Source organism: Aestuariimicrobium sp. p3-SID1156 (genome assembly GCF_025144225.1).
Classification (GTDB): Bacteria; Actinomycetota; Actinomycetes; order Propionibacteriales; family Propionibacteriaceae; genus Aestuariimicrobium.
Map to the genome: position 1 here is coordinate 126797 of NZ_JALXXB010000002.1, position 26141 is coordinate 152937.

Consider the following 26141-nt stretch of genomic DNA (forward strand, 5'->3'; position numbering starts at 1 on the left):
CCAGCCATCGGGCACCGGAGGGTAGCCTTGCACGCATGACTTCTGCGCAGGTGATGGCGGTGACCTTCGAACGCCACGGCCAGCTCCACTACCTGCGCGCTGCACCGGGGGAGCGCTACCGCGTCGGTGAGAACGTGCTCTACCCCACCGATGCCGGCCCGGAGGTGGCCCAGGTCGTCTGGGCACCGGAATACGTCGACCTCGACAGCTCGGGGTTCCCCGAATGCGCCGGCCACGCGACCGCCGCCGACCTCGAGCGCGACGAGCGCAATCGCCGAGCCCGTGCCGAAGCCTTCACCCTCGCCCGCCAGCTCATCCATGACCACGGTCTCGACATGAAGGTGATGGCGGTCGACCTGCTCGAGAACATCGAGGACGCCGACAGGTTGGTCGCCATCTACTACACCGCCCCCGAGCGGGTGGACTTCCGTGCCCTGGTGCCCGAGCTCGCGCGCGGACTCAAGGCCCGCATCGACCTGCGCCAGATCAGTGCCAGGGACGGGTCGACCCTGGTGGGCGGCATCGGCAACTGTGGCCGTGAACTGTGCTGCTCCACCTTCCTCAAGAAGGTCGAGCCCGTGGCCATGCGCCTCACGAAGTTGCAGAACCTTCCCCAGAACCCGCTCCAGATCTCCGGGGCCTGCGGCAAGTTGATGTGCTGCCTGAAGTACGAGCATCCGCTCTACGTCGACTTCGCCGCCCGCGCCCCGGACATCGGCAGCGAAGTGCAGACCAGCCAGGGACCTGCGCGCGTCCTTGGGCACCAGATGCCGGCCGACGCCGTGGTCGTCCGCCAACGCGACGGACAGGTGCGCCGCTGCCCCTTGGAAGAGGTCTGCTCCTCCTCGAAGGCGCGCAAGGAACGTTCCGCCGTCCTCACGAAGCGCGAGGAGAGCCAGGGCCGTCATCCACAGGCTGACGGACGCTGAGCCGGTCCCTCCTAGACTCGTCCCCAAGCCGTAGCGCCCGTCGCAGCCTGATCGGAGAAGCCATGCGTCGTCCCCTGTCCCTCATCGCTGGGATGGTGGCCCTGACCACCGTGATCAGCGGCTGCACCCTGCTCGACAGCAGCGGGAAGTCCAGCTCCTCACAGACCACGTCGTCCCAGGCGAAGCCCACCGAGAAGATCGACCCGAACAACCTGCCGGTGGCCTACTACAACAAGGACGACCACAAACTGTTCGCCAACGCCCCAACCTCACCTGATCGCACGTCGATCAGCTCTGATGCCAAGCCGAAGGGCTTCACCGACGCCCCCGCTGGCGAGGGCCTCCAGCGCTACCTTGACCAGAAGATCTCCTGGGAGAAGTGCGACGAGAAGTTCGAGTGTGGCTCCGTGAAGGTGCCCCTCAACTGGGACGAACCGGACGGCCAGGCGATCACGCTGGCGATGAAGAAGCTGCCGGCGTCCGGGACGAAGAAGGGGACGATGTTCATCAACCCCGGCGGCCCCGGTGGCTCGGGTCAGGACTACGTGACCGGCTTCGACGCCAAGGGTTTCCCCGACTACGACATCATCGGCTGGGACCCGCGCGGTTCCGGGGAGTCCACCCCGGTCGTCTGCGCTGACGACGCCGCGATGGACAAGTACAACAGCGTCGACATCTCCCCGGATGACGAGCAGGAGTTCACCACGCTCGAGAAAGCCCAGAAGGACTTCGCCAGGTGGTGCCGGGACAACTCCGGGCCGCTGCTGGACCACATCTCCACCATCGACAACGTGCGTGACCTTGACTACCTGCGCCATCTGGTCGGTGACAAGAAGCTCACCTACATGGGCGTGAGCTATGGCACCCTCATCGGCTCGATCTACGCCGAGCTCTACCCCAAGCGCGCCGGCCGCCTGGTGCTCGACTCTGCGGTCAACATCACCGACCGGGACTCAGTGATCCAGCAGATGGGCTTCGATCTGGCCCTCACACAGTTCGGCGACTGGTGCGCCCAGCAGGGGCGCCTGCTCTGCCCCTACGGAAGCACCGGCGAGCAGGTCGTCACCAACATCACCGAATGGTTCGCGGCGCTGGACAGCAGGCCCATCAAGGAACTTGACCAGAATCGTGGTGTCCTCGGCGTCGCGGCCTTCCTGTACTCCGGCAAGGAGGCCTACAGCACCCTGCTGACGGCCATCCGCATGGCCCGCCAGCTCAACGAGCCCAAGTATCTGGTGATGGCGGCCGAATTGCTCATGGGCAAGGACGAGCGCGGCAACTACACCCCGATGGCCTTCAGCTTCCCCGCCATCTCCTGTGCTGATTCCCCTGATGAGGGCAAGGGTTCGGTGGTCAAGGACTGGAAGGATGCTGAGCAGAAGGCCCCGGTTTTCGGCAAGTACATGGGCCCCGGTCTCACCTGTACCTACTGGTCCGCCAAGCCCATGGACCCGCTGGAGATCACCGCGAAGGGCGCTGACCCGATCCTCGTCCTGGGAGCCACCGGTGACCCCGCCACCCCCTATCAGCAGTCCCAATGGATGGCCAGCCAGCTCGAATCCGGCCATCTGGTCACGTGGAAGGGGGCCGGCCACGGCGTCTACAGCCTGGGCAACCAGTGCGCCAAGGACGCGGTCGAGAAGTTCATCAACGACGGCAAGGTCCCCGTTGACGGCCTGACCTGCTGAGCCCCGGCCGCCCGACCTCATGGAGTGCTCAGCGATTCTGATTGGTGACTGCGGGGTCAGCCTCGGTATAGTTCCTGAGGCTGACCAGTCCTCGGGCTGACCTAGCACGCCGTCTTAGCTCAGTAGGTAGAGCGGCGCTCTCGTAAAGCGCAGGCCACGGGTTCGATCCCCGTAGACGGCTCCACTCCCTCCCCCGGCGTCGGCTGGTTGACGGGCGTTCGTTAGAGTCTCCTCGTCAGACCTCGTGAGATCGCGGGGACATCGTCAGGAGGCTCCATGTTGGATTGTGTGATCGTCGGTGCAGGCCTGGCTGGCCTGTCGGCAGCCACCGACCTGGTCGCCCGCGGACGCTCCGTGGTGGTGCTCGAGGCCCGTGAACGGGTCGGGGGACGCGTCGAGACCCTGCAGCTTGAGGACGGCACCCGGGTGGACCTGGGCGGTCAATGGATCGCCGACTCCCACTCGCACATGCTGGCACTGGCCGAGCGGCTCGGTCTTCCCACTGCTGGGGTCGCCAGCGGGGACATCATCCTGCGGCTGGCCGGCACCGTGAGCCAGGTCCCCGCCGACACCGAGATCCAGGCCAGCCTGAACCCCTTCGAGGTCGCCGACCTGGGCCAGGGTCTGGCGCGTTTCCGTCGCCTCTCCCAGCGCGTCCTGCGTGACAAGGCCTGGGCCGGCAGCAATGCCGCCTGGCTCGCCCAGCCACTCACCCGCTGGGTGCGCAGCAACCTGCGCACGCCGGGCGCCCAGGCCTGGTTCATGAAGGTCTTCGAGGACGCCTTCGGCTCCCAGCCCGATGGTCTCGCCCTGAGCGAGCTCACACTCAGCGACGGACTGGGCCACGCCAATGGCGGTGTCGACCTGGAGTCCTTGATCGCCGTGAACGGGGGGGTGAACCAGCGCCGTGTCGTCGGTGGCATGGCTCGTGTCACCGAGGGCCTGGCCGCAGCTCTGGGTGATCGCATCAGGCTCGATTCCCCGGCGGCGACCATCACCGCCACCGACCACCGCGTCATCGTCACCCTGCGCGATGGCTCCACGGTCGAGGCCTCCCAGTGCCTCGTGGCGCTCCCTCCCGTGCTTGCCACCGCGCTGGACTACCAGCCCCCGCTCGACCAGTGGCGTCAGGAGACAGCCGCCCGCGTCGCTCCCGGCCGCATCATCAAGGCGGTGGCCTCCTATCCTGACCGGTGGTGGGCGGAGGCGGGCCACTCCGGCCAGATGGGCGCCGACGACGGCCCCGTTCGTGTCCTCTTCGACGTCTCCGACGAGGCGAGCGATCGTGGGGTCCTGACCGGCTTCTTCGGCGGCGCCTTCGCCGACCGGACGCCCGGGCTCCGCGAGGTCGCCTTCTCCCAGGCGGTCGCCGAGGCCTTCGGCGAGGGACCGGGCCATCTGGAATACGTCGAGCGTGACTGGCGGGCCGAGGAGTTCACGGGCGGCTGCCACGGAGCCCACTTCGCGCCGGGTGTGTGGACAGCTTTCGGCCCCTCACTGGCGGCGCCGCACGGCCGCGTCCACTTCGCCGGATCCGAGTACGCCACCCGGTTCAACGGCTACCTGGAGGGGGCTGTGCGCAGCGCAGAGGAGGCTGCAGCAGAGGTCGCGCGCCAACTGGACTGAGGGCTCCCCCGGTGCTGGCTATTCTGGGTCGCACGAAATAGGAGGAACCTGGTGTATTGCGCACGCTGCGGGGCAGCGGCCGGCCGTGGCCGTCATTGCCTTGTCTGTGGGGCGGACCTGAACCGCGCCGGAGCGCTCCGGATGACCTCGGGCAGCCTCCCCGACCTGGGTGAGGGTCTGGGTCTGCCCGACGAGATCCTCCGCCGTCACCAGGCCGAGCAGGAGACCCGCGTCCGTCAGCGGGCCCAGCCCCCCGCCCGCGACCGGCAGGACCCCCAGCAGGATTCCGAGGAGCCGACCGTCCGCCGGGACCTCCCGGGCGCCCCTGCGGTCCGCAGTCAGGAGCCGGTCGGTGAACCGGCGCCAGTCGATGACGACCATGGGGTGGCCGCGCGGCCGGTCGCGCTGACCCTGGCCGTCCTGGTCCTCGCCGCAGCCCTGGCTATCGTCGGTTTCCTGGCCGTCCGTTTCCGTGATTTCGGCACCGGACGAGACAAGGCCGCCTCCCCGAGCGCCGCCCCGGCCAGCTCCACCACGCCCAGGCCCACGCCGAAGGCGACGCCAACCCCCAAACCCGCCGTCACGCCGAAGCCGACGCCGAAGCCGTCACCGACGATGACCCTGCCGCCCGAGGCCTCCCGCACGTGCAGCGAGACGGTACAGACCAATGAGCAGACCTCCTGCGGCACCGCCCTGGCGATGGAGCGGCTGGCCAAGGGGAGGTCGGGTACCTTCCAGATCCGGGTCACCAGTCCCACCAGCGGGCGCACCTTCTCCTCCACCTGCGAGAAGGGCAACCCCTACACGATCTGCACCGCCGGGGTCGCGAAGGCCTGGATCAAGTCCTGAGCCTCAGGCCGTGACCTCTGACCAGGGTCGATCCACCTCGATCTCGGTGACGCTGCTCGTCGGGTAGCTGCAGCGCACCTTGTCCGCCAGCTCCCGATCCGTCGTCCAGAGCAACTGCGAGGCCAGCGAGGGGATGCCGGGGGAGTGGGCCACCACCAGCAGCTCGCTGACGTCCTCGTCGACCTCCCCGATCCGTTGCGCGATCGTGTCGGGGGACGCGTCGTAGAGGGCGTCCATGAACTCTGCGCGACAGTCCAGGCCGAGCGCCTCGAAGGTTTGCCGGGTGCGCACCGCGGAGGACACCAGGGCCAGCTGGATGCCCCGATCACGCAGGTCGGCACCGACCTGTTCGGCCTCACGAAACCCCTCCGGGGTCAGGGGCCGCGAGGCGTCCCCGGCAGGACCGACGCTCTCAGCCTGGGAATGGCGCATCAGGTAGAGGTGCTTCATGGACCTCAGGGTAGTCGCATGGCAGGATCGGCTCATGGCCTTCTTCGACCTGCCCCTGGACAAACTCCGCGCCTACCGCCCGGAGGTGAGCAGGCCTGATGACTTCGAGGAGTTCTGGCGTCGAACCATCGACGACACCCGTGCGCACGACCTCAACGTGCGCACTGTCGCCGTCGACAACCGCCAGCCGCTGGTTGACGCCCAGGATGTCACCTTCGCAGGCTACGGCGGACAGGACATCCACGCCTGGCTGCTGGCCCCCGCGGGAGCGAAGGAGCCGATGCCCTGCGTGGTCTCCGCCATCGGGTACACCGGCGGACGTGGCTTCCCCTTCGTCACCCCCTGGGTCGCCGCAGGGTTCGCCCACCTCGTCCTGGACACCCGCGGGCAGGGCTGGGGGACGCCGACGCTGTGGGCGTCCACCCCGGACAACGACCCGAACGCCGGGATGAACAGCCACCCCGGCATGATGACGCGCGGCATCTCCAGCCCGGACACCTATTACTACCGTCGCGCCTACATGGACGCGCTCCGTGGGCTGGAGGCGGCCCGTGAGTTCGACATCGTCGACTCCACCCGCATCGTGGCGCAGGGAGGCAGCCAGGGCGGCGGGCTCGCGATCGCCATGGCCGGGCTGGCGCCCCTGGCCAACCTCTCCCTGGCCGGGGCCCTGGTCGACGTGCCCTTCCTCTGCCACTTCGAACGCGCCATCACCCTCACCAATGACGGCCCCTACAAGGAGATCTCCGAGCTGGCGCGCCGTCATCCCGGTTTCCTCGACACCATGCTGAAGACCCTGCCCTACTTCGACGGGGTGAACCTGGCGCGGTACGCCGAGGTGCCAGCCCTGTTCAGCGTGGGCCTGATGGACACCGTCTGCGCGCCCTCGACCGTCTTCGCGGCCTACAACAACTGGTCCGATGCGCACGAGGAGACCCCGGACACCGACATCAAGGTCTACCCGCACAGCGGTCACGAGGGTGGCCAGAACGTGCACCAGTGGGCGGCGCTGGGCTGGCTACTGGACAAGTTCGGGGACTGAATCCTCAGCCGACCGAGTCGACCGGGTGCCCGTCCTCCAGGTAGAGGAACACGCCATCGGCCCTCAGCGCGGCCCGCACCCGGCGGCGCACCCGTTTGCGCAGCAGGTCAAGAGCCTCCTCCACCGGGAGGAATCTGCAGTCGCTGATCTCCTCGGGCTGCAAGCGGATCGTGGCCTTCTGTTGCTCAGTGACGACGCCGCAGTGGAAGAGGAAACGGATGCCCAGCGGCTCGTCCAGAGAAGGGTCATCAGAATCATGCCTGGCGCCGCGGGTGTCGACCACCACCAGCCGCCCGGAGCGGACAGCCAGACCGGTCTCCTCGAGGACTTCGCGCTGGCAGGCCTCCCAGGGGGTCTCGCCAGAGGCCTCCATGATGCCGCCGGGAATGGTCCACCCGGACTTGTAGGTCGGCTTGAGCACCAGCAGCTGGCCGCGCTCGTCGAAGACCATCGCCCCGCACGAGACCGGAATCGTCGGCAGGGCCCAGTCAATGCCCTCGACGGGCATCCTGGGCTCGTCATCCTGTCCCGGAGTACTCATCGGACCGCCACCACCAGGTCGCGCTGAATGGAGGAATCCACGCGGTGGCTGAAGTCCAGCCACGGTCCCCCCTCCATCACCCGCAGGTCCAGCTGATGCAGTGAGCTGACCAGCGTCTCGCGGGCCAGCCCGTGGGTGTTCCAGGACAGCCCGATCGCACCGCCCGGCTTCAACTGGGACACCCAGACCGGAAGCGCCTCCTCGAGCAGGGCCTGCGGGGAACGGTCACGGCGGGCGTCCCGATCAGCTGCCCCGTGGACCACGCCGTAGGGAAGATCAGCCACCACGGCGTCGAACGTGCGGCGCCCCCAGAGCTGGGCAGAGGTACGGGTGTCGCCGGTGAAGACGCCCAGGGTGAGCGGACGCCGACCAGGCAGCCGTACGGTGGCATCGAAACGCCTGCCCAGCGACCTGCCCTCCCGCCGCACCGGGGTCATGTCGGCGGTGTGCTTCAGCCGCTTGCGGCGAAGCCAGGTCTTGAGGAAGGCCGCCATCTGCTCGACCGCCTTCGGATCACCCTCGACACCGAATCCGTCATGACCCAACATCCAGGCCGTGGTCAGCGTCGTGCCGCGACCGGCCAGCGGGTCGAGCACCTCCAGCGCCCCGCCAGAACCTCTGACCTGCGCCAGCGTGACGTTCAGCAGCAGCCGGGTGAACTGCTCATTGGTCTTGCCCGGGTATTTGGGGATCGTGACCAGGTCCTCATCCAGCCAGTCGGTGCGGGGGAGTTCGACCGGACGCAGCAGCTCACCCTCGACCTCGAAGAGCGCCAAACTCGCCGACGCGCGTGCCACGACCTCGCTGTCCAGCGTCGGGGTCTGGAAGGAGAGATAGCCGACCCCGGCCACCGTCCGCGCTTCGACCGACGTCAGGCCGGGGTGACAGATGGCCAGTTCGGCCGCGGCGAGTCGATCGGACTCGCCGGCATAGACCCGGTTCGCAGCCGGCGCCAGCAGCAGCAGGTAGGTGCTCAAGCCAGGTTGGCGTGGTGGTGCTCGTAGGGGGTGCCCTTGGCGCGCTCGATGGAGTTGGCGATCTCCTGCTCCGCCTCGGCGCGGCCCACCCAGGTGGCGCCCTCCACCGACTTGCCGGGCTCCAGATCCTTGTAGACGGTGAAGAAGTGCTCGATCTCGAGCAGCATCATCTCGGAGACCGAGTCGATGTCTGTGATGTGGTTCTGGCGCTTGTCGGCGGTCGGGATGCACAGCACCTTGTCGTCACCGCCCATCTCGTCGCGCATGCGGAACATCGCCACGGCGCGGCACTCGATGAGGCAGCCGGGGAAGGTCGGCTCGGGCACCAGCACGAGGGCGTCGAGCGGGTCACCATCCTCACCCAGGGTGCCCTCGACGAATCCGTAGTCGTAGGGGTACTGGGTGGACGTGAAGAGCGTCCGGTCAAGTCGGATGCGACCAGTGTTGTGGTCCATCTCGTACTTGTTCTTGGTGCCCTTGGGGATCTCGATGGTGACGTCGAATCGCGGTCCATCAGGGATGGGTGCGAACTCGACCGACCTGGTCTCGTTGGTCAAGGCTGGCTCTTCTCTATGATGGGTTCACCCTCGTCGGGGGCCAGCTTACCGCGTTCGGAGGTTTCCCATGACCCAGCCACGGGGCCGCAGTCGCGTGGCCGTGGCCATTGTGGCGATGGCCACAAGCGGGCTGGTCGCCACCGCCTTCCTGGCACGCGAACCGCTGATGCACGCCGCCGGCCTGCGTGGGGGTCCCCTGCCTCCCGCCTCTTCCACCCAGTTCAGCCCCACCGGGACGCCTTCGCCTGCTGCTTCAGGCCCTTCTGCCGATCCGGCGACGATGCCCCCAGCCGCCCTGGCCTCCGCCTCGGTACCGGTGGACCCTGCGAAGCTGTCCCAACGTATCACCTCGGTGCCCCGTAGGTTCGGGGGACGGTCGTCAGCAATGGTGCTCGACACCGCCTCCGGTCGCGTCCTGCACCAGGACCACCAGTCCGAGTTGTTCACCCCGGCCTCGAACATGAAGACGTTGACGGTATTGGGGGCGCTGCATTCGATGGAGTCCTCGACACAGTTCGAGACCTCGGTCACCTCGCCCGCCCCGGGACGCCTGGTGCTGCGCGGTGGGGGCGATCCCTTCCTGCGCACCGTCCCCGACCCGAAGGTGCCCGAGCTCGCCAGCCTGCGCATCCTCGCCGAGCTCACCGCGAAGGAGCTCAAGGAGGAGGGCCGGACCAGCGTCACGCTCGGCTTCGACGACTCCCTGTTCACCGGCCCGGCCTGGGCGCCGAGCTGGCCCGCCCACTACAACGACCAGGTGACCCCGATCTCAGCCCTCATGGTTGACGGGGGCCGCGGCATCAAGCCCGACGGGACCGTGACCAACCCGGCGCGCTCCCAGACGCCCGCGCTGGCTGCCGCTCAGGCCTTCGCCGCCCAGCTCAAGACCCAGGGCATCACCGTCACCGGCTCTCCCACGGCAGCCAGGGCCGCCGGGGACCGCGTGGCATCGGTGCAATCCGCCGAGCTCGATCAACTTGTCACCCTGGCCATGGTCCACTCGGACAACACCGCCACAGAGATGCTGCTGCGCCAGGTCGCTCTGGCATCAGGCAGGCCGGGAAGCTTCGACGGTGGAACGCAGGCTCTGCAATCGATCCTGGGTGAGCTGGGTATCTGGCAGCAGGGCGCGGTGCTCCGCGATGGTTGCGGGCTTTCCCGCGGCACTCGGATCACCCCGACGATGCTGGCCGGCGCCTGGCAGAAGATCGCGACCACCCCGCGACTGCGGACCCTGGTCACGGCCACCCCGGTGGCCGGTGTCTCGGGCACCCTCCATGATCGTTTTCTGGTCGACGAAGCCCTGGGCGGACGAGGTCGGGTGCACGCGAAGACGGGAACGCTGTCGGAGATCTCGAGCCTGTCGGGCTGGACGGTGACCCGCTCCGGGCAGAGCTTGGTGGTGGTGCTCATGGTCAACGAGTCGAAGAATGACTGGTGGGCGCGAGCCTGGATCGACACCGTGGCGGCCCGGATCAGCGAGTGCGGCTGCTCATGAGCCTGCCCTGGATCGACTGGGAGCTTGCTGGCCGCACCGCCGCCCGACTGGTACCGCCCGGCCCCCGCGCCACCCGTGCTGAACGTGCCGAGTGCGTGGCTGACCTGCGCGAGGCTGCCCTGCGCGCGCCCGCGCTGGTGTCGGAAGCCACCGGCCTGCCGCTGGCGTCCGGCGGCCTGGACCTCGTGCTGGATCGCCCACGCTGGGCGCAGTCGATGGTCCAGACCGCCCCGGCGTTGTGGGAACAGCTGGGCGGCGTGCGCACGCCCACGTTGGGTGGACGTGTGAAGGGGCGTGCTGCAGCCACCCAGCTCGGCGCCGGGCTGGCCGTGCTGGGCACCAGGATCCTCGGCCAGTTCGAGCCCTTCGCCGACCCCTCACGGTTGCTGCTGGTGGCCCCCAATGTGATGCTCGCGGAGCGTCAGATGGGCGTGGAGCCGCGAGATTTCCGGCAGTGGGTGTGCCTGCACGAGCAGACCCACCGGGTCCAGTTCGAGGCCGCACCCTGGTTGCCGACGCACCTGCTCGCGCTGGTCTCCACGGTGCTGGCGGCGGAGGAGCGCGCCGATGAGAGGGTCCTGGACATCCTGGGGCGACTCGGTCGGGATGCCTCCGCAGCCGGGGACAGGTTCAGCAATGGCATGCTCATGGACCTGCTCGCAGCTCCTGGCGCCCGCACCGCCCTTGACCGGGCGATGGCCCTGATGACGCTGCTGGAGGGCCACGCCGACGTGGTGATGGACCTGGCCGGTCCCGAGGTCATCCCGTCGTTGGGGACCATCCGTCGCCGCTTTGAGGGGCGCCGGGATTCGGGCGGGAGACATGCCCTGGTGGGGCGCCTGGTGGGGATGGACGCCAAACTCGCCCAGTACCGCGACGGTGCCGCCTTCTGTCGGGCCGTGATCGACAGTGCCGGTCACCGCGCGATGAACAAGGTCTTCGAGGGCCCCGAGAACCTGCCGACAAGGGCGGAGCTGGCGAATCCGGCTGCCTGGTTGGCCCGGATTCTCTGATGGCCCGCCGGGAGCTGGGCCCCGCCGGTTTCGAGGTGGCGCGTGCGGTGCGGGATGCGCTGGCCGGGGTCCGCAGACAGACCATGATCATCGGTGTCTCGGGAGGCGCCGACTCCATGGCCCTGGCGGCAGCCGTGGCCTGGGAACAGCGGCGACGGGAACGCGCGGGGGAGCCAGCCCTCCATGGCAGGGCGGTTGTTGTTGATCATGGAATCCAGCCAGGTTCCGCCGCGGTGGCTGATGCCGTCGCCGGGCGGGTCCAGCAGCTCGGTCTCGGGTCTGAGGTGTTCCGGGTCCGCATTGCTCCGGATGCCCTCGGTGGCCCCGAGGCGGCCGCCCGTGAGGCCCGCTACGCCGCCCTTCGCCGCGCGGCAGGGGGTGGGGTGATCGTGGTCGGCCACACCCTCGACGACCAGGCCGAGACGGTGCTGCTGGGCCTGGCCCGAGGGTCAGGCACTCGCTCCCTGGCGGGAATGGCACCACGATCAGGAGACCTCCTGCGTCCGCTGTTGACAGTGCGACGTGCCATCACGCGGCAGGCCTGTCGGGAGTGGGGGATTGAGGTCTGGGAGGACCCGCACAACGAGTCCGACGACTACACGCGGGTGCGCGTCCGCAAACATGTCCTGCCGATCGTGGAGAGCCAACTCGGCCCGGGTGTCGCAGAGTCATTGGCCCGTACGGCCGTCCTGGCGCGCGCGGACGCCGAAGCCCTGGAGCAGTGGGCCGCGCGCGAACTCGTCCTGGCCCGGTCAGGGGCCACGGAGGCCGGCTCGCCGCTTGACTGCGCCCATCTCGCGACCCTGCCCACCGCAGTGCTGGGGCGCGTCCTCAAGGGGTGGCTGGAAGAGTCCGGCGGACGTGACCTGACCAGCGACCATGTCCGGGCGGTCGCGGCTCTGGTGACAGCGTGGCGAGGCCAGGGGGCGGTGGCGATACCGGGTGGTGAGGTCGTGCGGCGCGAGGGCAGGCTGCACGCCACCGCTCGGAATCTGTAGGCTGGGCGCATGGATGCGACCGACATTGCGCAGGATCTGGAGCACGTCCTCTACACCGCTGAGCAGGTGGATGGGCGCCTGAAGGAGGTCGCCGCCCAGATCGACGCCGACTATGCCGGACGCGAAGTGCTGCTCGTGGGCGTCCTGAACGGTGCGGTCATGGTGATGGCCGACCTGTCGCGAGCCCTGAAGAGCCACTGCACCATGGATTGGATGGCGGTCTCGTCCTACGGCTCGGGCACCAAGAGCTCCGGGGTGGTCCGCATCCTCAAGGATCTCTCCACCGACATCCTCGACAAGGACGTCCTCATCGTCGAGGACATCGTCGACACCGGGCTGACGCTGAGCTACCTGGTGCAGAACCTTCAGTCGCGGGGACCTGCGTCGGTGGAAATCATGACCATGTTCCGCAAGCCGGAAGCACAGACCAGTGACGTCGATGTGAAGTACGTCGGCTTCGACATTCCCAACGAGTTCGTCGTGGGTTACGGCCTCGACTACGCCGGGCGCTACCGCAACCTGCGTGACGTCGGCACCCTGGCTGCGCACGTCTACAGCTGAGGTCCCCTGCTGATCCCCATGGTGGGCTGCCCTGCTCTCAGTGCGTGATGCTGCCCAGGCGTAGTGGGCGAACGCCCTCGGTCTCGTCGACGAGCTGGGTGGCCACATGATGGGACGCCAGCCGAGCCGCACCCAGGGCCGCTCCGAACTGGTCGAAGTTGCTGACCATGAGCTTGGGCGGGATCTGGACGCTCTCCTGCAGCGCGGCCCGCATGTCCTCGATGAAGATCGGCGCCAGGGGGGCGAAGGAGCCGCTGATCACGATCACCTCTGGGTCGATCAGGCAGGCTGAGAGGGAAACCACCTTGGCGAGGGTCACCATGTCCTCGCGCAGCTGCTGCACAGTCCTCTCCTCGCCCCGGTAGGCGGCTTGGAGGGCTGCCCCGTAGGGATCCTTCTCGTCCTTCCAGGTCAGCATCCATCGGGGCACAATGGTGGTCAGCTCGGGCTGCTTGGACATGTCGCCGGCGAGGTCATGGGCCCCGCGGCGCACCTTGCCCTCGTTGAAGACGCCGAAGTTCGAGCGCCGTCCCAGGTGCACTATCAGCATCTCCTGGGAGCCCTTGGCCACCCCGGCGACGTGTTCGGCCCAGGTCCAGGCGTGGATGTCGTTCTTGATGAGGAGTCGGCCGGGGATGAGGTCTCCGAACAGGTCTGCGATGTGCTGTCCTTCCCATTCCGGAATCGCGACCGAGCGCTCGATGGTTCCATCGGGGGTGACGGGGCCGCTCACAGCCACTCCGGTCATCCAGACGCCGGCGGGGTCGGTGTCTCCGATGACGACCTCCATGAGCTCGGCAACCGCCTGCCGGCGGTCCTCGTGGGTGGGATTGTCAGGCAGCCTGACCTCATGGCGTGACTCGATGGTGTTGTCCAGGTGGTTTCGCTGGGCCCTGAACCATCGAGGGCCGAAGTCGAGCCCGAGGATGTGGGCGTCGATGCGCTTCAGCGAGTACAGCTTGGCGGGGCGGCCACGTCCGGAGTTGGCATCCGGATCATGGACGACGATCCAGTTCTTCTCCTCAAGGTCGCCCAGGACACCCCGGACCGTGGCGGGGGTCAATCCGGTCGCTTCGGAGAGTTCAGAGATGCGCCAGCGTCGGGCGAAATCTGTGGGTTCGTACCATTCGGAACCGTTCATGATCCTGAGCACCAGGACTTCATTCCACTGGCGCACAGAACTCGGGTCGGCGGCATACAGACTCACGGCAAGCCACCCTTGCGCAGTGAGCGGGCTGGGTCAACCCTGCGGGCGTGAATATCTCAACGGGTGCTGCGAAATTCGGCACTCATCGCCGATAAGTCCAACACTGACAATGTTTCGGTCGCGTAGCTCTCTGAGGCGGGGGATCAGGAGGTCTTTGAGCGCGGCCGGCGAGATGGTGTTGACGTTGATCTTGGTTGCCCCTTCGAAGCCAGCGAGGGTCGACACGCGCCATTTGATGTTGATGTACCAGGGCAGCGGGATGCCCACCCGATGCGGGCGCTGGTGCCATTCCTCGTTTGAGGCCACATCAGCGCCGGTAGCGGCATGCAGGGCGTGGACCAGGTCGCTCATGCCGTCGACCTCGATGGGGTCCATCAGCCACGGGTCGCAGACCGGGGAGGTGGAGAGCACCTTGATGGTCGGGTAGCGGTGCCCGAAGCCGGCGATCGCAATCGCGTGGTCGTTCTGGGCAAGCACCAGGTGATGGTGGATGGCCGGCTGCATCACCCGAGTATTGAACATCCCCGGCTGCTGGATCTCGCGGGTCAGTGCCCGCTGGTTGCTGCCGCCGTATTCGTCGATTGCCACCAACTGCTTGTGCAGGTGGTCGAAGGATGCGCCCGCGGGTGTCAGCCAGTTCTGGAAGACAGCCACATGCCGTGCCCGGGGTATCGTCTCCAGCAGGCGCTGCAGGGCTGAAATCGTGAACCGAGTGTACTGGCGGTGCTCCTCGACGGTGAGTGTGCCGGCGGAGGCCAACTGGCTGGTGTCGGTGGCGTCGTCCACCAGATGTCGCCTGGCCACCACGACATCGTGGCCGCCACCGAAGAACCCACTGGCGCGGGAGATGACCTCCTTCTCACCGAGCGCCTCGATCTCGGCATCCGAGAGCCCCGAGATGCGTAGCTTGCCCTTCTGTACGGCCAGCACGTGCTCGCGACCGGCCGGTGTCGACAGGTAGCCCGCCCGGCGCGCGGCAGTGGTGGGGTCCAGCTCATAGCCGTGGTTGAGGTGCCAGTAGTCGTAGCTGAGGATCTCGAAGAGGTTGGGGATGCAGCGGAACTCGGCGACAGTGTCGAAGAGTTCCTCGGCCCGGACACCCTCGAGCTGTCGCCACTGGCCTCCCTCCCGGACCAGCCGCGACTTCTCCGGAGGGGTCTCGAGGTAGCGCGTGTGGCAGAAGGCGCACAGCCGATCGTGCTCGGCCGGGTCCACCGGCTGTGGTGCAGGGCCGGTGATCCCGAGCGGGCGGTTGCCGCGCCCGGGGACGGTCCAGACCTCATTGCCGCTGATCGGGTGCCGCTGTTTGACGGTCCCCTCAGACATCACCCGGAGGAACTCTGAGTTGGTCACTCCTGGCCGAGCCAGCGGTTCCACTTCTCGATCTTGTGCTCGGCCTCCACGATGCGGACGGTGCCCGATGTGGAGCGCATCACGATGGACTGGGTGATCACGTGCTCGCCCTCGTAGCGCACCCCGCGCAGCAGGTCACCATCGGTGATGCCGGTGGCGGCGAAGAAGCAGTTGTCGGTGCGCACCAGATCGTCGGTGCTGAGGACGCGATCCAGGTCGTGGCCGGCGTCGATCGCCTTCTGGCGCTCGTCATCGTCCTGGGGCCAGAGCCGGCCCTGGATCACACCGCCGGTGGCCTTGATGGCGCAGGCCGCGACGATGCCCTCGGGGGTGCCGCCGATACCCAGCAGCATGTCGACGCCGGTATTGGGGCGGGCCGCAGCGATGGCCCCAGCGACGTCGCCGTCCATGATGAACTTCACGCGGGCACCTGCCTCGCGGATCTCCTTGACGAGCTGCTCGTGGCGGGGGCGCTCGAGGACGCAGACGGTGACCTGGCTGACCGGCTTGTCCAGCGCCTCGGCGACCGCGCGAATGTTGTCGCCCACCGACTTGGACAGGTCGACGACGTCGGCGGCTTCGGGGCCCACGACGAGCTTCTCCATGTAGAAGACGGCGGAGGGGTCGAACATCGAGCCGCGCTCGGCAGCGGCGAAGACGGCCAGCGCATTGTCGTAGGCCATCGCAGTGAGGCGGGTGCCGTCGATGGGGTCCACGGCCACGTCGACCTCGGCGCCGGTGCCATCGCCCACCTTCTCGCCGTTGAACAGCATGGGGGCCTCGTCCTTCTCACCCTCACCGATGACGACGGTTCCGTTCATGCGGACGGTGTCCATGTAGGCGCGCATCGCGTCCACGGCGGCGCCGTCAGCGGCGTTCTTGTCCCCGCGGCCAACCCAACGGCTGCCGGCAATCGCGGCAGCCTCGGTCACGCGCACCAGCTCGAGCGCGAGGTGGCGGTCTGGGCTGTTGGGGGAGTCCTGGGTGGTAATGGGCTGGGTGATCACCGGGTTTCTCCGATCAGTTGTGGTCCGCGGGCTTCGTCGTCCGGGTTCATCCTCATCCTAGAGGTTGGCGGCGACGCTGGCCCCCTCGGGGCATGGACCAGAATGAGGCCATGTCAGCCACTTCAATGACGAAGCCTGCCTCGGCCACCCCGGAGCCGAAACGACTTCCTGCGCGCGAACTGCTGTCCCTCGCCCTGGACGACGACTCCTTCCGCTCCTGGGATCTCCCGCTCACCTACCCGGCCGACGCGCCGATGGGTGCCTCCCGGGAGTACATCGACCAGCTCATCGATGCCCAGGAGAAGTCGGGCAGCGATGAGGCGGTGACCACCGGGGAGGGCCTGCTCCATGGGCGCCGCATCGCCATCATCGCCAGCGAGTTCTCCTTCCTGGCTGGTTCCATAGGACGCAATACTGCCCAGCGCATCGTGGCCGCTGTGCGTCGCGCCACCTCCGAGGGGCTTCCGCTGGTGGCTGCGCCCAGTTCCGGGGGGACTCGCATGCAGGAGGGGACGCCTGCCTTCCTGCAGATGGTCGAGATCTCCAAGGCGGTCACAGCGCACAAGTCGGCCGGCCTGCCCTACCTGGTCTACCTGCGGCACCCGACCACGGGCGGAGTGATGGCGTCCTGGGGGTCCCTGGGGCAGGTGACCGCCGCCGAACCGCAGGCGATACTGGGCTTCCTGGGGCCGCGCGTCTACGAGGCACTCCACGGCGCGACGTTCCCCGCTGACGTCCAGGTCGCCGAGAACCTCTACCGGCGCGGCATCATCGATGCCGTCGTCCCGCCGCAGTACATCGGACGCCTGCTGGACAGGGTGCTCCGGATCACCTCCGCGGTTGAGCGCTCTGGGCCGGTCCGGGCACCGATGATGACGGTCCGGGACGCCTCAGCTCTTCCCGAGACCGACGTGTGGCAGAGCGTGCTCGCCTCTCGGCGCCCCGATCGCCCGGGCGTTCGCGACCTGCTGAAGGTGGCCGATGACGTGATCCCGCTCAATGGCACCGGCCAGGGGGAGCGCGACCCCGTCCTGCTGCTGGCGTTGGCCCGCTTCGACAACCAACCCTGCGTGGTGCTGGGACAGTGCCGCCGGAGACAGACCGCCGACCAGCAGCTCGGGCCGGAGGGGCTCCGGGTCGCCCGCCGCGGCATGCAGCTCGCCACCGAGCTGGGCCTGCCCCTGGTCACGGTCATCGACACCTCCGGGGCTGCGCTGTCGCCCGAGGCTGAGAACGGGGGGTTGGCCGGTGAGATCGCGCGTTGCCTGGCGGATCTGTCCACCGTCCGGACCCCAGTGGTCTCCATCATGATGGGGCAGGGAACCGGCGGAGCTGCCCTCGCCCTGCTGCCCAGTGACAGGGTGATCGCTGCCCAGAACTCCTGGCTCTCGCCGCTCCCGCCCGAAGGCGCCAGTGCGATCGTGCACCGCACCGTGGAGCATGCCGACGAGATGGCGCGCTCCCAGCGCATTTCCTGTCGGGAGATGCTCGCCGAAGGCTTCGTCGACACCGTCGTGCTGGAGAACCCCGATGCTGCTGATGAGCCAGAGCAGTTCTGCCGCCGGCTGGCACTGGCGCTCCAGGCCGAGTTGTCGGCCCTGACGCGGCGGCCCCTGCAGTCGCTGTTGACCGCGCGCGGGGTGCCCTGGGCCTGAGCAGCAACGGGCCGGTTCCCGGCGAAGAGGTGGGAGGGGGTGGGGATCGTGACGACCGTCCACCTCCCGGCGTCCCGATCAGTATCGTCGAGCGAGTACGCGATTCGCCCACCCAAGATGGAGGATGCCATGCCCACCCCCGTGACCGCCGAGGACAAGAAGGCCATTCGTCGCGCCGTGCTGCAGCGCCTCGGGATCGAGGACGGGGGCATGGAGGGCACCATCGAGGAGCTCGACCAGGCCTCCGACATCGTGCGCGACGAGCCGATCGATGAGAGCGAGCAGGCGCAGCAGCAGATCGCCGCCGACCTGCAGAACCTGCTAGAGGAATCCGACGACCAGGCCGATCGGGACGCCGACGCGGCGCGAAACCTCGACTTCTCCGCCAAGGACGCCGTCGAGCCGGGCGCCGTGGTCGGCCTGTCCGGTGACCGCTATGTCGTCGGTATCGTGGTGGACGAGGTCGAGGTGGACGGCCAGACCTATTCCGGGCTCTCGGAGGACTCCCCGCTCTACGAGGCGGTCAAGGGGCTGAGAGCGGGTCAGGACTACACGTTTCAGGAGCGCAAGGGCACCGTCGACTTCGTCGCCTGAGGTCGTCCGGTTCCTCGCCTGAGGTCGTCCGGGTCAGCGCCCGGACGCAACCCGACGCCTTGGGGGCCCTGTGTAGGATTGGCGCGATTTGTCGCCTCCCCTGAAGGTGCCCATGAACAACGTCAAGAAGGCCTTCCGCGGGCCTGTCCTGTGGATCCTGCTCGCCCTGGTGCTGATCATCGCCGCGATGAACTTCGCTAGTCAGGCAACCGGGTTCAAGGATGTCCCCACCAGCGAGGTCGTGGCCGCCATCAACGGCACCGAAAAGCTGCAGAAGGTCGAGCTGATCGATGGTGAACAGACCATCCGGGTCACCAAGGACGGCGGCAAGACCAAGATCAAGTCGCAGTGGGTCGACAACTACGGCCAGGAGCTGATCCCGCAGCTGGAGAAGCGGGTGGCGAACAAGAGTCTGGACGAGTGGGTGTCCTCCAACCCCCGCCCGGGGTTGTTGACCAGCCTGCTGTACAACGTGCTGCCCTTCCTGCTGCTCATCATCGGCTTCTTCTTCGTGATGAACCTGGTCCAGGGTGGCGCCGGCGGTGGTCGCGGCGTGATGGGCTTTGGCAAGTCCCGCGCCAAGATCGCCTCCAAGGACACTCCGCAGACCACCTTCAAGGACGTCGCCGGTTGCGAGGAGGCCATCGAGGAGCTCCACGAGATCAAGGAGTTCCTGGCCGAGCCCGCCAAGTTCCAGCGCGTGGGCGCCAAGATTCCCAAGGGCGTTCTGCTCTACGGCCCGCCCGGGACCGGCAAGACCCTGCTCGCCCGCGCCGTCGCCGGCGAGGCGGGTGTCCCCTTCTTCTCCATCTCCGGTTCGGACTTCGTGGAGATGTTCGTCGGTGTCGGCGCATCCCGCGTCCGTGACTTGTTCGAACAGGCCAAGGAGAATGCGCCCGCGATCGTCTTCATCGACGAGATCGATGCTGTCGGACGCCACCGTGGCGCCGGGATGGGCGGCGGCCACGACGAGCGCGAGCAGACCCTGAACCAGCTGCTGGTGGAGATGGACGGCTTCGACGTGCGCGGCGGTGTCATCCTCATCGCGGCCACCAACCGACCTGATGTGCTGGACCCGGCTCTGCTGCGCCCAGGTCGTTTCGACCGCCAGATTGCCGTCGAGGCACCGGACCTGAACGGCCGTGCGCAGATCCTGTCGGTGCATGCGCAGGGAAAGCCGATGGCCGACGACGTTGACCTGCAGTCGGTGGCCCGACGCACGCCCGGCTTCACCGGCGCCGATCTGGCCAATGTCCTGAACGAGGCAGCGCTGCTGACCGCTCGGCTGAACCTGCCGCTGATCGGTCGCGCCGAGATCGACGAGGCGATTGACCGCGTCATCGCAGGCCCTCAGAAGCGCACTCGCCTGATGAACGAGCACGAGAAGCTGGTCACCGCCTACCACGAGGGTGGCCACGCCATGGTCGCGGCCGCGATGCCCGGGGTGGACCCGGTGCAGAAGCTGACCATTCTGCCCCGCGGTCGCGCGCTGGGTTACACGATGGTGATGCCCGACCAGGACAAGTACTCCCAGACCCGTGGCGAGTTGTTGGGCCAGATGGCCTACATGCTCGGTGGTCGTGCCGCCGAGGAGCTCATTTTCCACGACCCCTCCACCGGGGCAGGCAACGACATCGAGAAGGCCACCAAGGTGGCGCGCGCGATGGTCACCCAGTATGGCTTCAGCTCCCGCATCGGCACGGTGCAGCTCGGCGGTGGCGATACCGAGCCCTTCCTGGGCATGACCGGCGCAGGTCAGCGCTCGACGGACTACTCGGATGCGACCGCCGCCGTGGTCGACCAGGAAGTGGCGCAGCTGCTGGAAACAGCCCACCAGGAGGCCTTCGACGTCCTCGAGGCAAACCGGGAGATCCTCGACGAGCTGGTCCGCCAGCTCGTGGTGAAGGAGACCCTGTCCCGCCAGGAGGTCGCCGACATCTTCCGTGACCTCAAGCGGTGGCCTGAGCGCGGCGGCTTCACCGGGTCCGACCAGCGCCGTCCGTCCGACATTCCGCCGGTGGCGATGCCGGAGTTGCCGAATGCGGGTGAGCCCGAGACCCACCCCGCCGGAGGTGCCCAGCTGCCTCCCGGCCAGCTCGGCTCGACCCCGATGCCCGGTGACGAGCAAGGCCCGCACGAGCCCTGGCAGCCGCCACAGGACTGGGCCCCGCCGGCCTGGCCCGGGGGATCGCACCAGTGAGTGCGGAGTCGGCCCGGGGTGAGGCGGCGATGGACCTGCCCCGCATCGAGGCCGCCGTCCGCGAAATCCTGCTGGCCATCGGGGAGGACCCCGATCGCGACGGACTGCAAGGCACCCCGGGGAGGGTGGCCCGCAGCTACCAGGAGATCTTCGCCGGACTCGGCCAGGACGCCGGTGAGCTGCTGGCGACCACCTTCGACATCGAGCACGAGGAGATGGTCCTCGTCCGCGACATCGAACTGTGGAGCATGTGCGAGCACCACCTGCTCCCCTTCACCGGGGTCGCGCATGTGGCCTACATCCCCAACGCGAACGGGCGGGTGACCGGCCTTTCGAAGCTTGCCCGCCTGGTGGACCTCTACGCCAAGCGCCCCCAGGTGCAGGAACGCCTCACCTCCCAGATTGCCGATGCACTCGTGCAGCACCTGCAGGTTCGCGGCTGCCTGGTGGTCGTCGAGGCCGAGCACCAGTGCATGACGATGCGTGGGGTCCGCAAGCCCGGCTCACGCACCACCACCTCGGCAGTGCGCGGCGCCATGCACATGCCCGAGACTCGCGCCGAAGCCTTCGCGCTGATCAACTCGCCCCGTCGCTGATTGACCCGTCGCTGATTGACCCGTCGCTGATTGACCCGTCGCTGATTGACCCGTCGCTGACCCACTGCCACCGGAAGGGGAGCACCATGCGCACGCTCGTGATGGGCATCCTCAACGTCACCCCCGACTCCTTCAGCGACGGTGGTGAACACCAGACCCCGGAGGATGCCCTGGCGCATGCCCGTCACATGCTGTCCGAGGGCGCTGACCTCATCGACGTGGGGGGCGAATCCACCCGCCCGGGCTCCGTGCGTCCCGAGGTCGAGGAGGAACTCGCGCGGGTGGTGCCGGTTGTGGAGAAGCTCGCCGGCGCCGGGGTCATCGTCTCGGTGGACACCATGCGCGCCGAGGTGGCCCGGGCCTGCCTTGACAGGGGAGCGGCGATCATCAACGACGTCTCCGCCGGTCTGGCCGACCCGGACATGCTCGCCACGGTCGCCGAATCCGGGGCTGACTACGTCGCCATGCACTGGCGCGGGCATGGTGACGTGATGGACCACCGTGCCCACTATGAGGACGTCACCGCTGAGGTGAAGGCCGAGCTGGGCCAGCGCATCGAGGCCGCAAGGGCGGCTGGCATCGCGTCCGAGCGCATCATCATTGACCCCGGCTACGGCTTCGCGAAGGATGCCGAGCAGAACTGGGAACTGCTGGCCCGCCAGCAGGAGTTCGTCGACCTCGGCTACCGCGTGTTGGTCGGGGTGAGCCGCAAACGCTTCCTCGGTGACCTGCTCCGTACTGACCTCGGCCCGCGTCCGGTGACGCGACGCGATGATGCATCCGCGGCGATCACCACCTATTCAGCGATGCAGGGAGTGTGGGCCGTCCGGACCCACACCGTGCGCCAGCACCGCGACGCGGTCGAGGTGATGGACCGTCTCAGGGCTGCGGTAGGGTCACGGTAGAAGCGAGGGGAGACACCCATGGCCACTGAACCCGTGTGGATCAGTCTGACCGGCGTCACGGCGACCGGTTTCCATGGCGTGCTCGAAGACGAACGAGCCACTGGACAGCAGTTCGTCGTCGACCTGCGCATCGAATCCGAGGTCGACCTGGCCGCGGATGACTTGGCTGGAACGGTCAATTACGCGGAGGTTGCCGACAGGGTGGTCGCGCAGATCACCGGCGGACCAGTCCAGCTCATTGAGACCCTTGCCGGACGCATCGCCGACGACGTGTGTCAGCTGTCGAACGTGCGAACCGTTGAGGTTGTGGTGCACAAACCACAGGCGCCGATCGCGGTGCCGTTCACCGATGTTGCCGTCACAGTGATCAGGAGCCAATCGTGACCTTTATCGATGTCGACACCCTCGGCAACCTGCGCCCCATCAACAAGGTGGTCTTCAGTCTGGGGTCCAATGTGGGCGACAGCCTGGAGATCCTGCAGGGTGCCGTGACCCAGCTCGCCACCACCCCTGACCTCATCCCGGTGGACGTCTCCGGCGTCTACCTCACTGACCCCGTGGGCGAGGTGGAGCAGGAGGACTTCTACAACCTGGTGATGGTCGCCGAGACCACCCTCGAGCCCGCCACCATTCTGGACCGCGTGGACGCCATCGAGCAGGCCTTCGGCCGTACCCGCGACGTCAAGGGTGGCCCCCGCACCCTCGACATTGACATCATCATGGTGGGCAAGCGCGAACGCGATACCCCCGAGCTGACCCTGCCCCACCCCGAGGCCCAGAACCGCGCCTTCGTGCTGGTGCCCTGGCTCGAGATCGACCCGAAGGGTGACCTGGCTGGGGTCCCGCTCACTGAGCTGGTCGAGAAGGTCGGTCGCGAGGGAGTACGCCGTACCGACGAGGTGATCGAGCTCCCGTGACCCGGGTCTTCGACGAGGATCCCGACGTCGAGCCCGAGCACGAACCCGGTGGGCACCTGCGCCCACTCGGCGTGGGGACGGTCCTGGTCACCCTGCTCATCGGAGTCCTGCTCGGATGGGCACTGGTCAGCCTGCTGGAACTGGTCGACCAGCCGCTGCCGGTCACCCCGTGGACGATGTCGGCCCTGCTCGTGGTCCTCGCGATCGCGGCGCTGGTGGCTGCCCGTCGCATGCGGGCTGCGCTGGCGAGCAGGAAGACGCGGCCAAGCTCGGAAACCGGGGTCGCGGCGCTCTCTGCCGGACGCGCCATGCTTGTCACCGGGCTGCTCCTGGCCGGCGGTCACGTCGCCTACGTGGTGACCCAGATGACCCGCCTGGACATCGACCTGCACCGTGAACGACTGGTCGGGGGATCGGTGGCGATTGTGGCCTCGGCCCTGTTCGCCTGGGCAGGTTCTCGGCTGGAACGGGCATGTCAGATCCCTCGTGACGGAGGCGCTGACGTATGATTCGGCCATGGCCACTCATGCTCTGCAGCAGCCCAGCTCCCGTGAACGACGCGCGACCCTTGGCTTCCTGATCGCCGCCACCGTCATCGGTGTTGTCTGTGCCTTCGGGCCCATCTGGATGGTGCGCGTCGGCCTGGCCGTCGCCCTGCTCGGTGCCGCGGCCAGCGTGTGGTACTCCTTCAAGGAGATCTCCCGCATCGAGATCCTGCACCGCTCCGAGCTGAAGGCCGTCCGTGACCGCGCCGCCGAGGCAGCCCGCCAGCACCACACCGAGTCGATGGAATTGATCGACACCTTCACCCAGCGCTACAAGGCCCACGGCGAGCAGCTGGGCAACCTGCGGGAGGAGCTGGCCTCCCGTCAGCAGGAGCTCTCCACCCTGCGCGGCAACCTGGTGTCGACCCAGGCGGAGGCCGACCGACGTGCCGAGCGCATCACTGAACTGGAAGCGCTCCTCGAGGCGACCGAGGCCAAGCTCAACCAGAACGTGGTCACCCTGCCCCGGCGCCCAGGGCCGTTGCCCACCGCCGCCGAGCTGTGGAGCGATGGCAACCACCCGACCCTGGTCGACGTCGCGCTGCTGCGCATGCCGGAGCTGCCTGAGCGCAAGCGCGCCTGACCCTCCCCTTGCCCTCTGAACGGGCCTGCCTGCTGGCGGGCCCGTTCTGTGCGTTCGGGCCAGAGGTGGCTATTTGTCGAGGTCCCCGATGGTCCAGCCCAGTGAGGCGATGACCGCGTCCAGGTGTTCGCGGGGAGTGCCCACCAGAGCCGACTGCAGGGCGTTCACGGTGGCGAAGGTCGGCGTGCGCAGGGCGAATCTCCAGGGCGTGGTGCCGCCGCGGGAGACCACGTGGATGCCGGCAACACCGAGCGGCGCCTCGATGGACAGCCATGTCTCTGAATCCGGCAGCTTGATGATCTTTGACAGTTTCACATCGACCGGACCGGACACCGAAGCCAGTCGTGCTGCGCACTGGGAGATCAGCGCGAGCGATTCACTGATCTCGACAGCGAGCTGGGCGAACCTGCCTTTCGCGTCGCCTGAATCGATGGTTCTCGTCGCCGGCCATTCCAATTCGGAATAGGCGAGATAGCCCGGGGCTCGCCGCAGGTCGGCACGAGCTCCACTGGCCCGCGCGGCCGGCCCGGATATCCCATGGGAATTGATGGAGTTCTGATCAATATTCCCCAGGCCGTCGGGGAGTTCGAGGCGCGCGACGGCGCCGGCAAGATCAATGCCGGCCACTCGGCCGCTCCAGGCGTCCAATTCGGTGAGCCACTCATCATCAACATCAGCAGCCAGCCCCCCGAGCCGACTGAGCATGGGATGCAATCTGTTGCCGGACAAGCGCAGCAGGAGATTTCGTTGGTCATCGCGAGAACGACGAATCGCCGCAGACAGTTCAGCGTCCCGGAGGGAGTGACCGGCCCAACTGAGGAAAGCCAAATGGGAGCCGACCCGCGCGACCTCCGCCAGCAGCGTCCGCAGCCAGACGGCCCGTGGCGGCGGCGTCAGGCCCATCGCCTGCTCGCAGGCCATCGCCGCCACCAGCTCGCCACTGAAGGACGCCTGCCAGTCGTGGCGGTCGGCCAGCATCAATACCTGGCGATAGTCGCGCACTTCGAAAAGCTTTTCCGCGGCACGGTGCAGATATCCCGGCTGGATCTCAGCGGCGTGCACAATGTCGCCGTCCCACCAGAGGCGCAGACCGACAAGTCCTGCACGGGTGGGGTGTTGCGGACCCAAATCGATGACCCGCGTCCCCAATGTGTCGGCGTCATGGGCAGATCCGTCCTGGGCCAGCGCGCCAATCCACCACTGCTCAGGTTCATTCACGCCCCCAGCCTGCCAGATCTCACCGGGGTGCTCACACTTCTCGCGCCGCGTGGTAAATGCTCGTGTTATTGGTATATATTGCTGAGCACCAACCCCAGTGGCTGTGAAGGAGCCCCGAATGGTTCAGCGCAGTGTTGTCATTCTTGAAGACGACATCGACGGCGGCGAGGCCGCTGAGACCGTCCAATTCGCCCTCGACGGCGTTGCCTATGAGATTGACCTGAACGAGGAGAATGCCGCCAAGCTGCGTGACGCGCTGCAGTTGTGGATCGGGCATGCGCGCAAGGGCGGCAACGGCCGTCGCCGCGCCGCCGCGTCGCGTGGCACCGGCCGTTCACGTTCGCAGGCCGCCGACATCCGTACCTGGGCCCGTGAGCAGGGCTACGAGGTCTCTGGTCGCGGCCGCGTCCCCGAGGAGATTCGGGCGGCCTACGCGGCTGCCCACTGACCCTCGCAGTAGACTCCTCACCTTGGCGCCGGGATCAGGCGCCCACCGAAGCCCTCGAGCTCTTCCCCTGGAGCTCGAGGGCTTCCTGTGTGGCGTCGTCGCGGCAACGCACACCCAGTTCTGCCCCGGGCGAACGGGGGAAGCAGACGGGTGCTTCTGCTCGTTACTAGACTTGACAACACTC

Annotated in this window: 27 protein-coding genes and 1 tRNA gene; 20 read left to right on the forward strand and 8 right to left on the reverse strand. The window is 67.7% G+C overall.

The window, feature by feature from the left end; genetic code table 11:
• Positions 1 to 35 precede the first annotated feature (35 nt).
• From M3G03_RS03305 to M3G03_RS03325, 5 genes are all read left to right on the forward strand, one after another.
• Positions 36 to 929 (forward strand): regulatory iron-sulfur-containing complex subunit RicT, encoded by an 894-nt coding sequence (locus M3G03_RS03305; protein ID WP_259808073.1) that lies wholly within the window; start codon positions 36 to 38, stop codon positions 927 to 929.
• Between the two features lie 62 nt (positions 930 to 991).
• Positions 992 to 2617, forward strand: coding sequence for an alpha/beta hydrolase (locus M3G03_RS03310; RefSeq protein ID WP_259808074.1), 1626 nt, complete (start codon positions 992 to 994; stop codon positions 2615 to 2617).
• Between the two features lie 108 nt (positions 2618 to 2725).
• Positions 2726 to 2801 (forward strand) — tRNA-Thr (locus M3G03_RS03315).
• A gap of 92 nt (positions 2802 to 2893) precedes the next feature.
• Positions 2894 to 4243, forward strand: coding sequence for an FAD-dependent oxidoreductase (locus M3G03_RS03320; protein ID WP_259808075.1), 1350 nt, complete (start codon positions 2894 to 2896; stop codon positions 4241 to 4243).
• A gap of 51 nt (positions 4244 to 4294) precedes the next feature.
• Positions 4295 to 5092 (forward strand): hypothetical protein, encoded by a 798-nt coding sequence (locus tag M3G03_RS03325; protein WP_259808077.1) that lies wholly within the window; start codon positions 4295 to 4297, stop codon positions 5090 to 5092.
• A 3-nt stretch (positions 5093 to 5095) separates the two neighbouring features.
• Here the strand turns inward: M3G03_RS03325 and M3G03_RS03330 are convergent, their stop codons facing one another.
• Complete coding sequence (locus M3G03_RS03330; RefSeq protein WP_259808079.1) at positions 5096 to 5542, reverse strand: histidine phosphatase family protein; 447 nt, start codon at positions 5540 to 5542, stop codon at positions 5096 to 5098.
• Positions 5543 to 5576: 34 nt separating this feature from the next.
• On the opposite strand from M3G03_RS03330, the gene M3G03_RS03335 reads away from it, so the two are divergent.
• On the forward strand, positions 5577 to 6584 hold the full coding sequence (locus tag M3G03_RS03335; RefSeq protein ID WP_259808081.1) for an acetylxylan esterase: 1008 nt from the start codon (positions 5577 to 5579) through the stop codon (positions 6582 to 6584).
• Positions 6585 to 6588: 4 nt separating this feature from the next.
• Here the strand turns inward: M3G03_RS03335 and M3G03_RS03340 are convergent, their stop codons facing one another.
• From M3G03_RS03340 to M3G03_RS03350, 3 genes are read right to left on the reverse strand one after another with little or no spacing between them, the layout of a single operon-like run.
• Positions 6589 to 7125 (reverse strand): NUDIX hydrolase, encoded by a 537-nt coding sequence (locus M3G03_RS03340; protein ID WP_259808083.1) that lies wholly within the window; start codon positions 7123 to 7125, stop codon positions 6589 to 6591.
• Positions 7122 to 8102 carry a TRM11 family methyltransferase gene (locus tag M3G03_RS03345; RefSeq protein ID WP_259808085.1) on the reverse strand — a complete coding sequence of 327 codons (981 nt, stop codon included), beginning with the start codon at positions 8100 to 8102 and terminating at the stop codon, positions 7122 to 7124. Before M3G03_RS03345 ends, M3G03_RS03340 begins: the two co-directional genes overlap by 4 nt.
• Complete coding sequence (locus M3G03_RS03350; protein WP_259808087.1) at positions 8099 to 8659, reverse strand: inorganic diphosphatase; 561 nt, start codon at positions 8657 to 8659, stop codon at positions 8099 to 8101. The genes M3G03_RS03345 and M3G03_RS03350 overlap by 4 nt, the downstream gene beginning before the upstream one ends.
• Before the next feature lie 67 nt (positions 8660 to 8726).
• On the opposite strand from M3G03_RS03350, the gene dacB reads away from it, so the two are divergent.
• Genes dacB through hpt form a run of 4 tightly spaced genes read left to right on the forward strand, consistent with a single transcriptional unit; the run spans position 8727 to position 12729 of the window.
• A complete protein-coding gene (gene dacB, locus M3G03_RS03355; RefSeq protein WP_259808088.1) occupies positions 8727 to 10157 on the forward strand; it encodes a D-alanyl-D-alanine carboxypeptidase/D-alanyl-D-alanine-endopeptidase in 1431 nt (476 codons plus the stop codon).
• The gene (locus tag M3G03_RS03360; RefSeq protein WP_259808089.1) at positions 10154 to 11170 is read left to right on the forward strand and encodes a zinc-dependent metalloprotease; all 1017 of its coding nucleotides are present in this window, start codon (positions 10154 to 10156) and stop codon (positions 11168 to 11170) included. The genes dacB and M3G03_RS03360 overlap by 4 nt, the downstream gene beginning before the upstream one ends.
• A complete protein-coding gene (gene tilS / locus M3G03_RS03365) occupies positions 11170 to 12168 on the forward strand; it encodes a tRNA lysidine(34) synthetase TilS (RefSeq protein WP_259808090.1) in 999 nt (332 codons plus the stop codon). Before M3G03_RS03360 ends, tilS begins: the two co-directional genes overlap by 1 nt.
• A 9-nt stretch (positions 12169 to 12177) precedes the next feature.
• Positions 12178 to 12729: a hypoxanthine phosphoribosyltransferase gene (gene hpt, locus M3G03_RS03370; RefSeq protein ID WP_259808091.1), complete on the forward strand. Its 552-nt coding sequence runs from the start codon at positions 12178 to 12180 to the stop codon at positions 12727 to 12729.
• A gap of 37 nt (positions 12730 to 12766) precedes the next feature.
• Here the strand turns inward: hpt and M3G03_RS03375 are convergent, their stop codons facing one another.
• The 3 genes from M3G03_RS03375 to glpX are packed head-to-tail and all read right to left on the reverse strand — an operon-like array spanning position 12767 to position 16296.
• Positions 12767 to 13936 carry an ROK family transcriptional regulator gene (locus M3G03_RS03375; protein WP_259808092.1) on the reverse strand — a complete coding sequence of 390 codons (1170 nt, stop codon included), beginning with the start codon at positions 13934 to 13936 and terminating at the stop codon, positions 12767 to 12769.
• A gap of 33 nt (positions 13937 to 13969) precedes the next feature.
• Positions 13970 to 15262 (reverse strand): DUF4921 family protein, encoded by a 1293-nt coding sequence (locus M3G03_RS03380; RefSeq protein ID WP_259808093.1) that lies wholly within the window; start codon positions 15260 to 15262, stop codon positions 13970 to 13972.
• Positions 15263 to 15285: 23 nt separating this feature from the next.
• Positions 15286 to 16296, reverse strand: a complete 1011-nt coding sequence (gene glpX / locus M3G03_RS03385; protein WP_259808094.1) for a class II fructose-bisphosphatase — start codon at positions 16294 to 16296, stop codon at positions 15286 to 15288.
• Positions 16297 to 16406: 110 nt separating this feature from the next.
• Here glpX and M3G03_RS03390 point away from each other — a divergent pair, with 110 nt between their 5' ends.
• The 9 genes from M3G03_RS03390 to M3G03_RS03430 all read left to right on the forward strand — a co-directional run bounded on the left by M3G03_RS03390 (position 16407) and on the right by M3G03_RS03430 (position 24291).
• Positions 16407 to 17951 carry an acetyl-CoA carboxylase carboxyltransferase subunit alpha/beta gene (locus tag M3G03_RS03390; protein WP_259808095.1) on the forward strand — a complete coding sequence of 515 codons (1545 nt, stop codon included), beginning with the start codon at positions 16407 to 16409 and terminating at the stop codon, positions 17949 to 17951.
• Positions 17952 to 18080: 129 nt separating this feature from the next.
• Positions 18081 to 18545, forward strand: coding sequence for a hypothetical protein (locus M3G03_RS03395; RefSeq protein ID WP_259808096.1), 465 nt, complete (start codon positions 18081 to 18083; stop codon positions 18543 to 18545).
• A gap of 112 nt (positions 18546 to 18657) precedes the next feature.
• Positions 18658 to 20745 (forward strand): ATP-dependent zinc metalloprotease FtsH, encoded by a 2088-nt coding sequence (gene ftsH / locus M3G03_RS03400; RefSeq protein ID WP_259808097.1) that lies wholly within the window; start codon positions 18658 to 18660, stop codon positions 20743 to 20745.
• A gap of 29 nt (positions 20746 to 20774) precedes the next feature.
• Entirely contained in the window at positions 20775 to 21341 is a 567-nt protein-coding gene (folE, locus tag M3G03_RS03405; protein WP_259808588.1) for a GTP cyclohydrolase I FolE, read from the forward strand.
• 86 nt (positions 21342 to 21427) lie between these two features.
• Positions 21428 to 22246: a dihydropteroate synthase gene (gene folP, locus M3G03_RS03410; protein ID WP_259808098.1), complete on the forward strand. Its 819-nt coding sequence runs from the start codon at positions 21428 to 21430 to the stop codon at positions 22244 to 22246.
• Between the two features lie 18 nt (positions 22247 to 22264).
• Complete coding sequence (gene folB / locus M3G03_RS03415; RefSeq protein ID WP_259808099.1) at positions 22265 to 22630, forward strand: dihydroneopterin aldolase; 366 nt, start codon at positions 22265 to 22267, stop codon at positions 22628 to 22630.
• Complete coding sequence (gene folK, locus M3G03_RS03420; protein ID WP_311197464.1) at positions 22627 to 23163, forward strand: 2-amino-4-hydroxy-6-hydroxymethyldihydropteridine diphosphokinase; 537 nt, start codon at positions 22627 to 22629, stop codon at positions 23161 to 23163. The genes folB and folK overlap by 4 nt, the downstream gene beginning before the upstream one ends.
• Positions 23160 to 23672 (forward strand): DUF3180 domain-containing protein, encoded by a 513-nt coding sequence (locus M3G03_RS03425; RefSeq protein ID WP_259808101.1) that lies wholly within the window; start codon positions 23160 to 23162, stop codon positions 23670 to 23672. Before folK ends, M3G03_RS03425 begins: the two co-directional genes overlap by 4 nt.
• A gap of 7 nt (positions 23673 to 23679) precedes the next feature.
• Positions 23680 to 24291 (forward strand): hypothetical protein, encoded by a 612-nt coding sequence (locus M3G03_RS03430; RefSeq protein ID WP_259808103.1) that lies wholly within the window; start codon positions 23680 to 23682, stop codon positions 24289 to 24291.
• Positions 24292 to 24360: 69 nt separating this feature from the next.
• On the opposite strand, the gene M3G03_RS03435 is transcribed toward M3G03_RS03430, so the two are convergent.
• The gene (locus M3G03_RS03435; RefSeq protein WP_259808105.1) at positions 24361 to 25440 is read right to left on the reverse strand and encodes an NADH-quinone oxidoreductase subunit D; all 1080 of its coding nucleotides are present in this window, start codon (positions 25438 to 25440) and stop codon (positions 24361 to 24363) included.
• Positions 25441 to 25627: 187 nt separating this feature from the next.
• Here M3G03_RS03435 and M3G03_RS03440 point away from each other — a divergent pair, with 187 nt between their 5' ends.
• The gene (locus M3G03_RS03440; protein ID WP_259808106.1) at positions 25628 to 25957 is read left to right on the forward strand and encodes an Lsr2 family protein; all 330 of its coding nucleotides are present in this window, start codon (positions 25628 to 25630) and stop codon (positions 25955 to 25957) included.
• Positions 25958 to 26141 lie beyond the last annotated feature (184 nt).

Bases quoted from the DNA above. Each gene is read 5' to 3' on its own strand.
- M3G03_RS03305 (WP_259808073.1), top strand. From the start codon at position 36: ATGACTTCTGCGCAGGTGATGGCGGTGACCTTCGAACGCCACGGCCAG.
- M3G03_RS03310 (WP_259808074.1), top strand. From the start codon at position 992: ATGCGTCGTCCCCTGTCCCTCATCGCTGGGATGGTGGCCCTGACCACC.
- M3G03_RS03320 (WP_259808075.1), top strand. From the start codon at position 2,894: ATGTTGGATTGTGTGATCGTCGGTGCAGGCCTGGCTGGCCTGTCGGCA.
- M3G03_RS03330 (WP_259808079.1), bottom strand. From the start codon at position 5,542: ATGAAGCACCTCTACCTGATGCGCCATTCCCAGGCTGAGAGCGTCGGT.
- M3G03_RS03335 (WP_259808081.1), top strand. From the start codon at position 5,577: ATGGCCTTCTTCGACCTGCCCCTGGACAAACTCCGCGCCTACCGCCCG.
- M3G03_RS03340 (WP_259808083.1), bottom strand. From the start codon at position 7,125: ATGAGTACTCCGGGACAGGATGACGAGCCCAGGATGCCCGTCGAGGGC.
- dacB (WP_259808088.1), top strand. From the start codon at position 8,727: ATGACCCAGCCACGGGGCCGCAGTCGCGTGGCCGTGGCCATTGTGGCG.
- M3G03_RS03360 (WP_259808089.1), top strand. From the start codon at position 10,154: ATGAGCCTGCCCTGGATCGACTGGGAGCTTGCTGGCCGCACCGCCGCC.
- tilS (WP_259808090.1), top strand. From the start codon at position 11,170: ATGGCCCGCCGGGAGCTGGGCCCCGCCGGTTTCGAGGTGGCGCGTGCG.
- hpt (WP_259808091.1), top strand. From the start codon at position 12,178: ATGGATGCGACCGACATTGCGCAGGATCTGGAGCACGTCCTCTACACC.
- M3G03_RS03380 (WP_259808093.1), bottom strand. From the start codon at position 15,262: ATGTCTGAGGGGACCGTCAAACAGCGGCACCCGATCAGCGGCAATGAG.
- M3G03_RS03390 (WP_259808095.1), top strand. From the start codon at position 16,407: ATGTCAGCCACTTCAATGACGAAGCCTGCCTCGGCCACCCCGGAGCCG.
- M3G03_RS03395 (WP_259808096.1), top strand. From the start codon at position 18,081: ATGCCCACCCCCGTGACCGCCGAGGACAAGAAGGCCATTCGTCGCGCC.
- ftsH (WP_259808097.1), top strand. From the start codon at position 18,658: ATGAACAACGTCAAGAAGGCCTTCCGCGGGCCTGTCCTGTGGATCCTG.
- folE (WP_259808588.1), top strand. From the start codon at position 20,775: ATGGACCTGCCCCGCATCGAGGCCGCCGTCCGCGAAATCCTGCTGGCC.
- folP (WP_259808098.1), top strand. From the start codon at position 21,428: ATGCGCACGCTCGTGATGGGCATCCTCAACGTCACCCCCGACTCCTTC.
- folB (WP_259808099.1), top strand. From the start codon at position 22,265: ATGGCCACTGAACCCGTGTGGATCAGTCTGACCGGCGTCACGGCGACC.
- M3G03_RS03430 (WP_259808103.1), top strand. From the start codon at position 23,680: ATGGCCACTCATGCTCTGCAGCAGCCCAGCTCCCGTGAACGACGCGCG.
- M3G03_RS03440 (WP_259808106.1), top strand. From the start codon at position 25,628: ATGGTTCAGCGCAGTGTTGTCATTCTTGAAGACGACATCGACGGCGGC.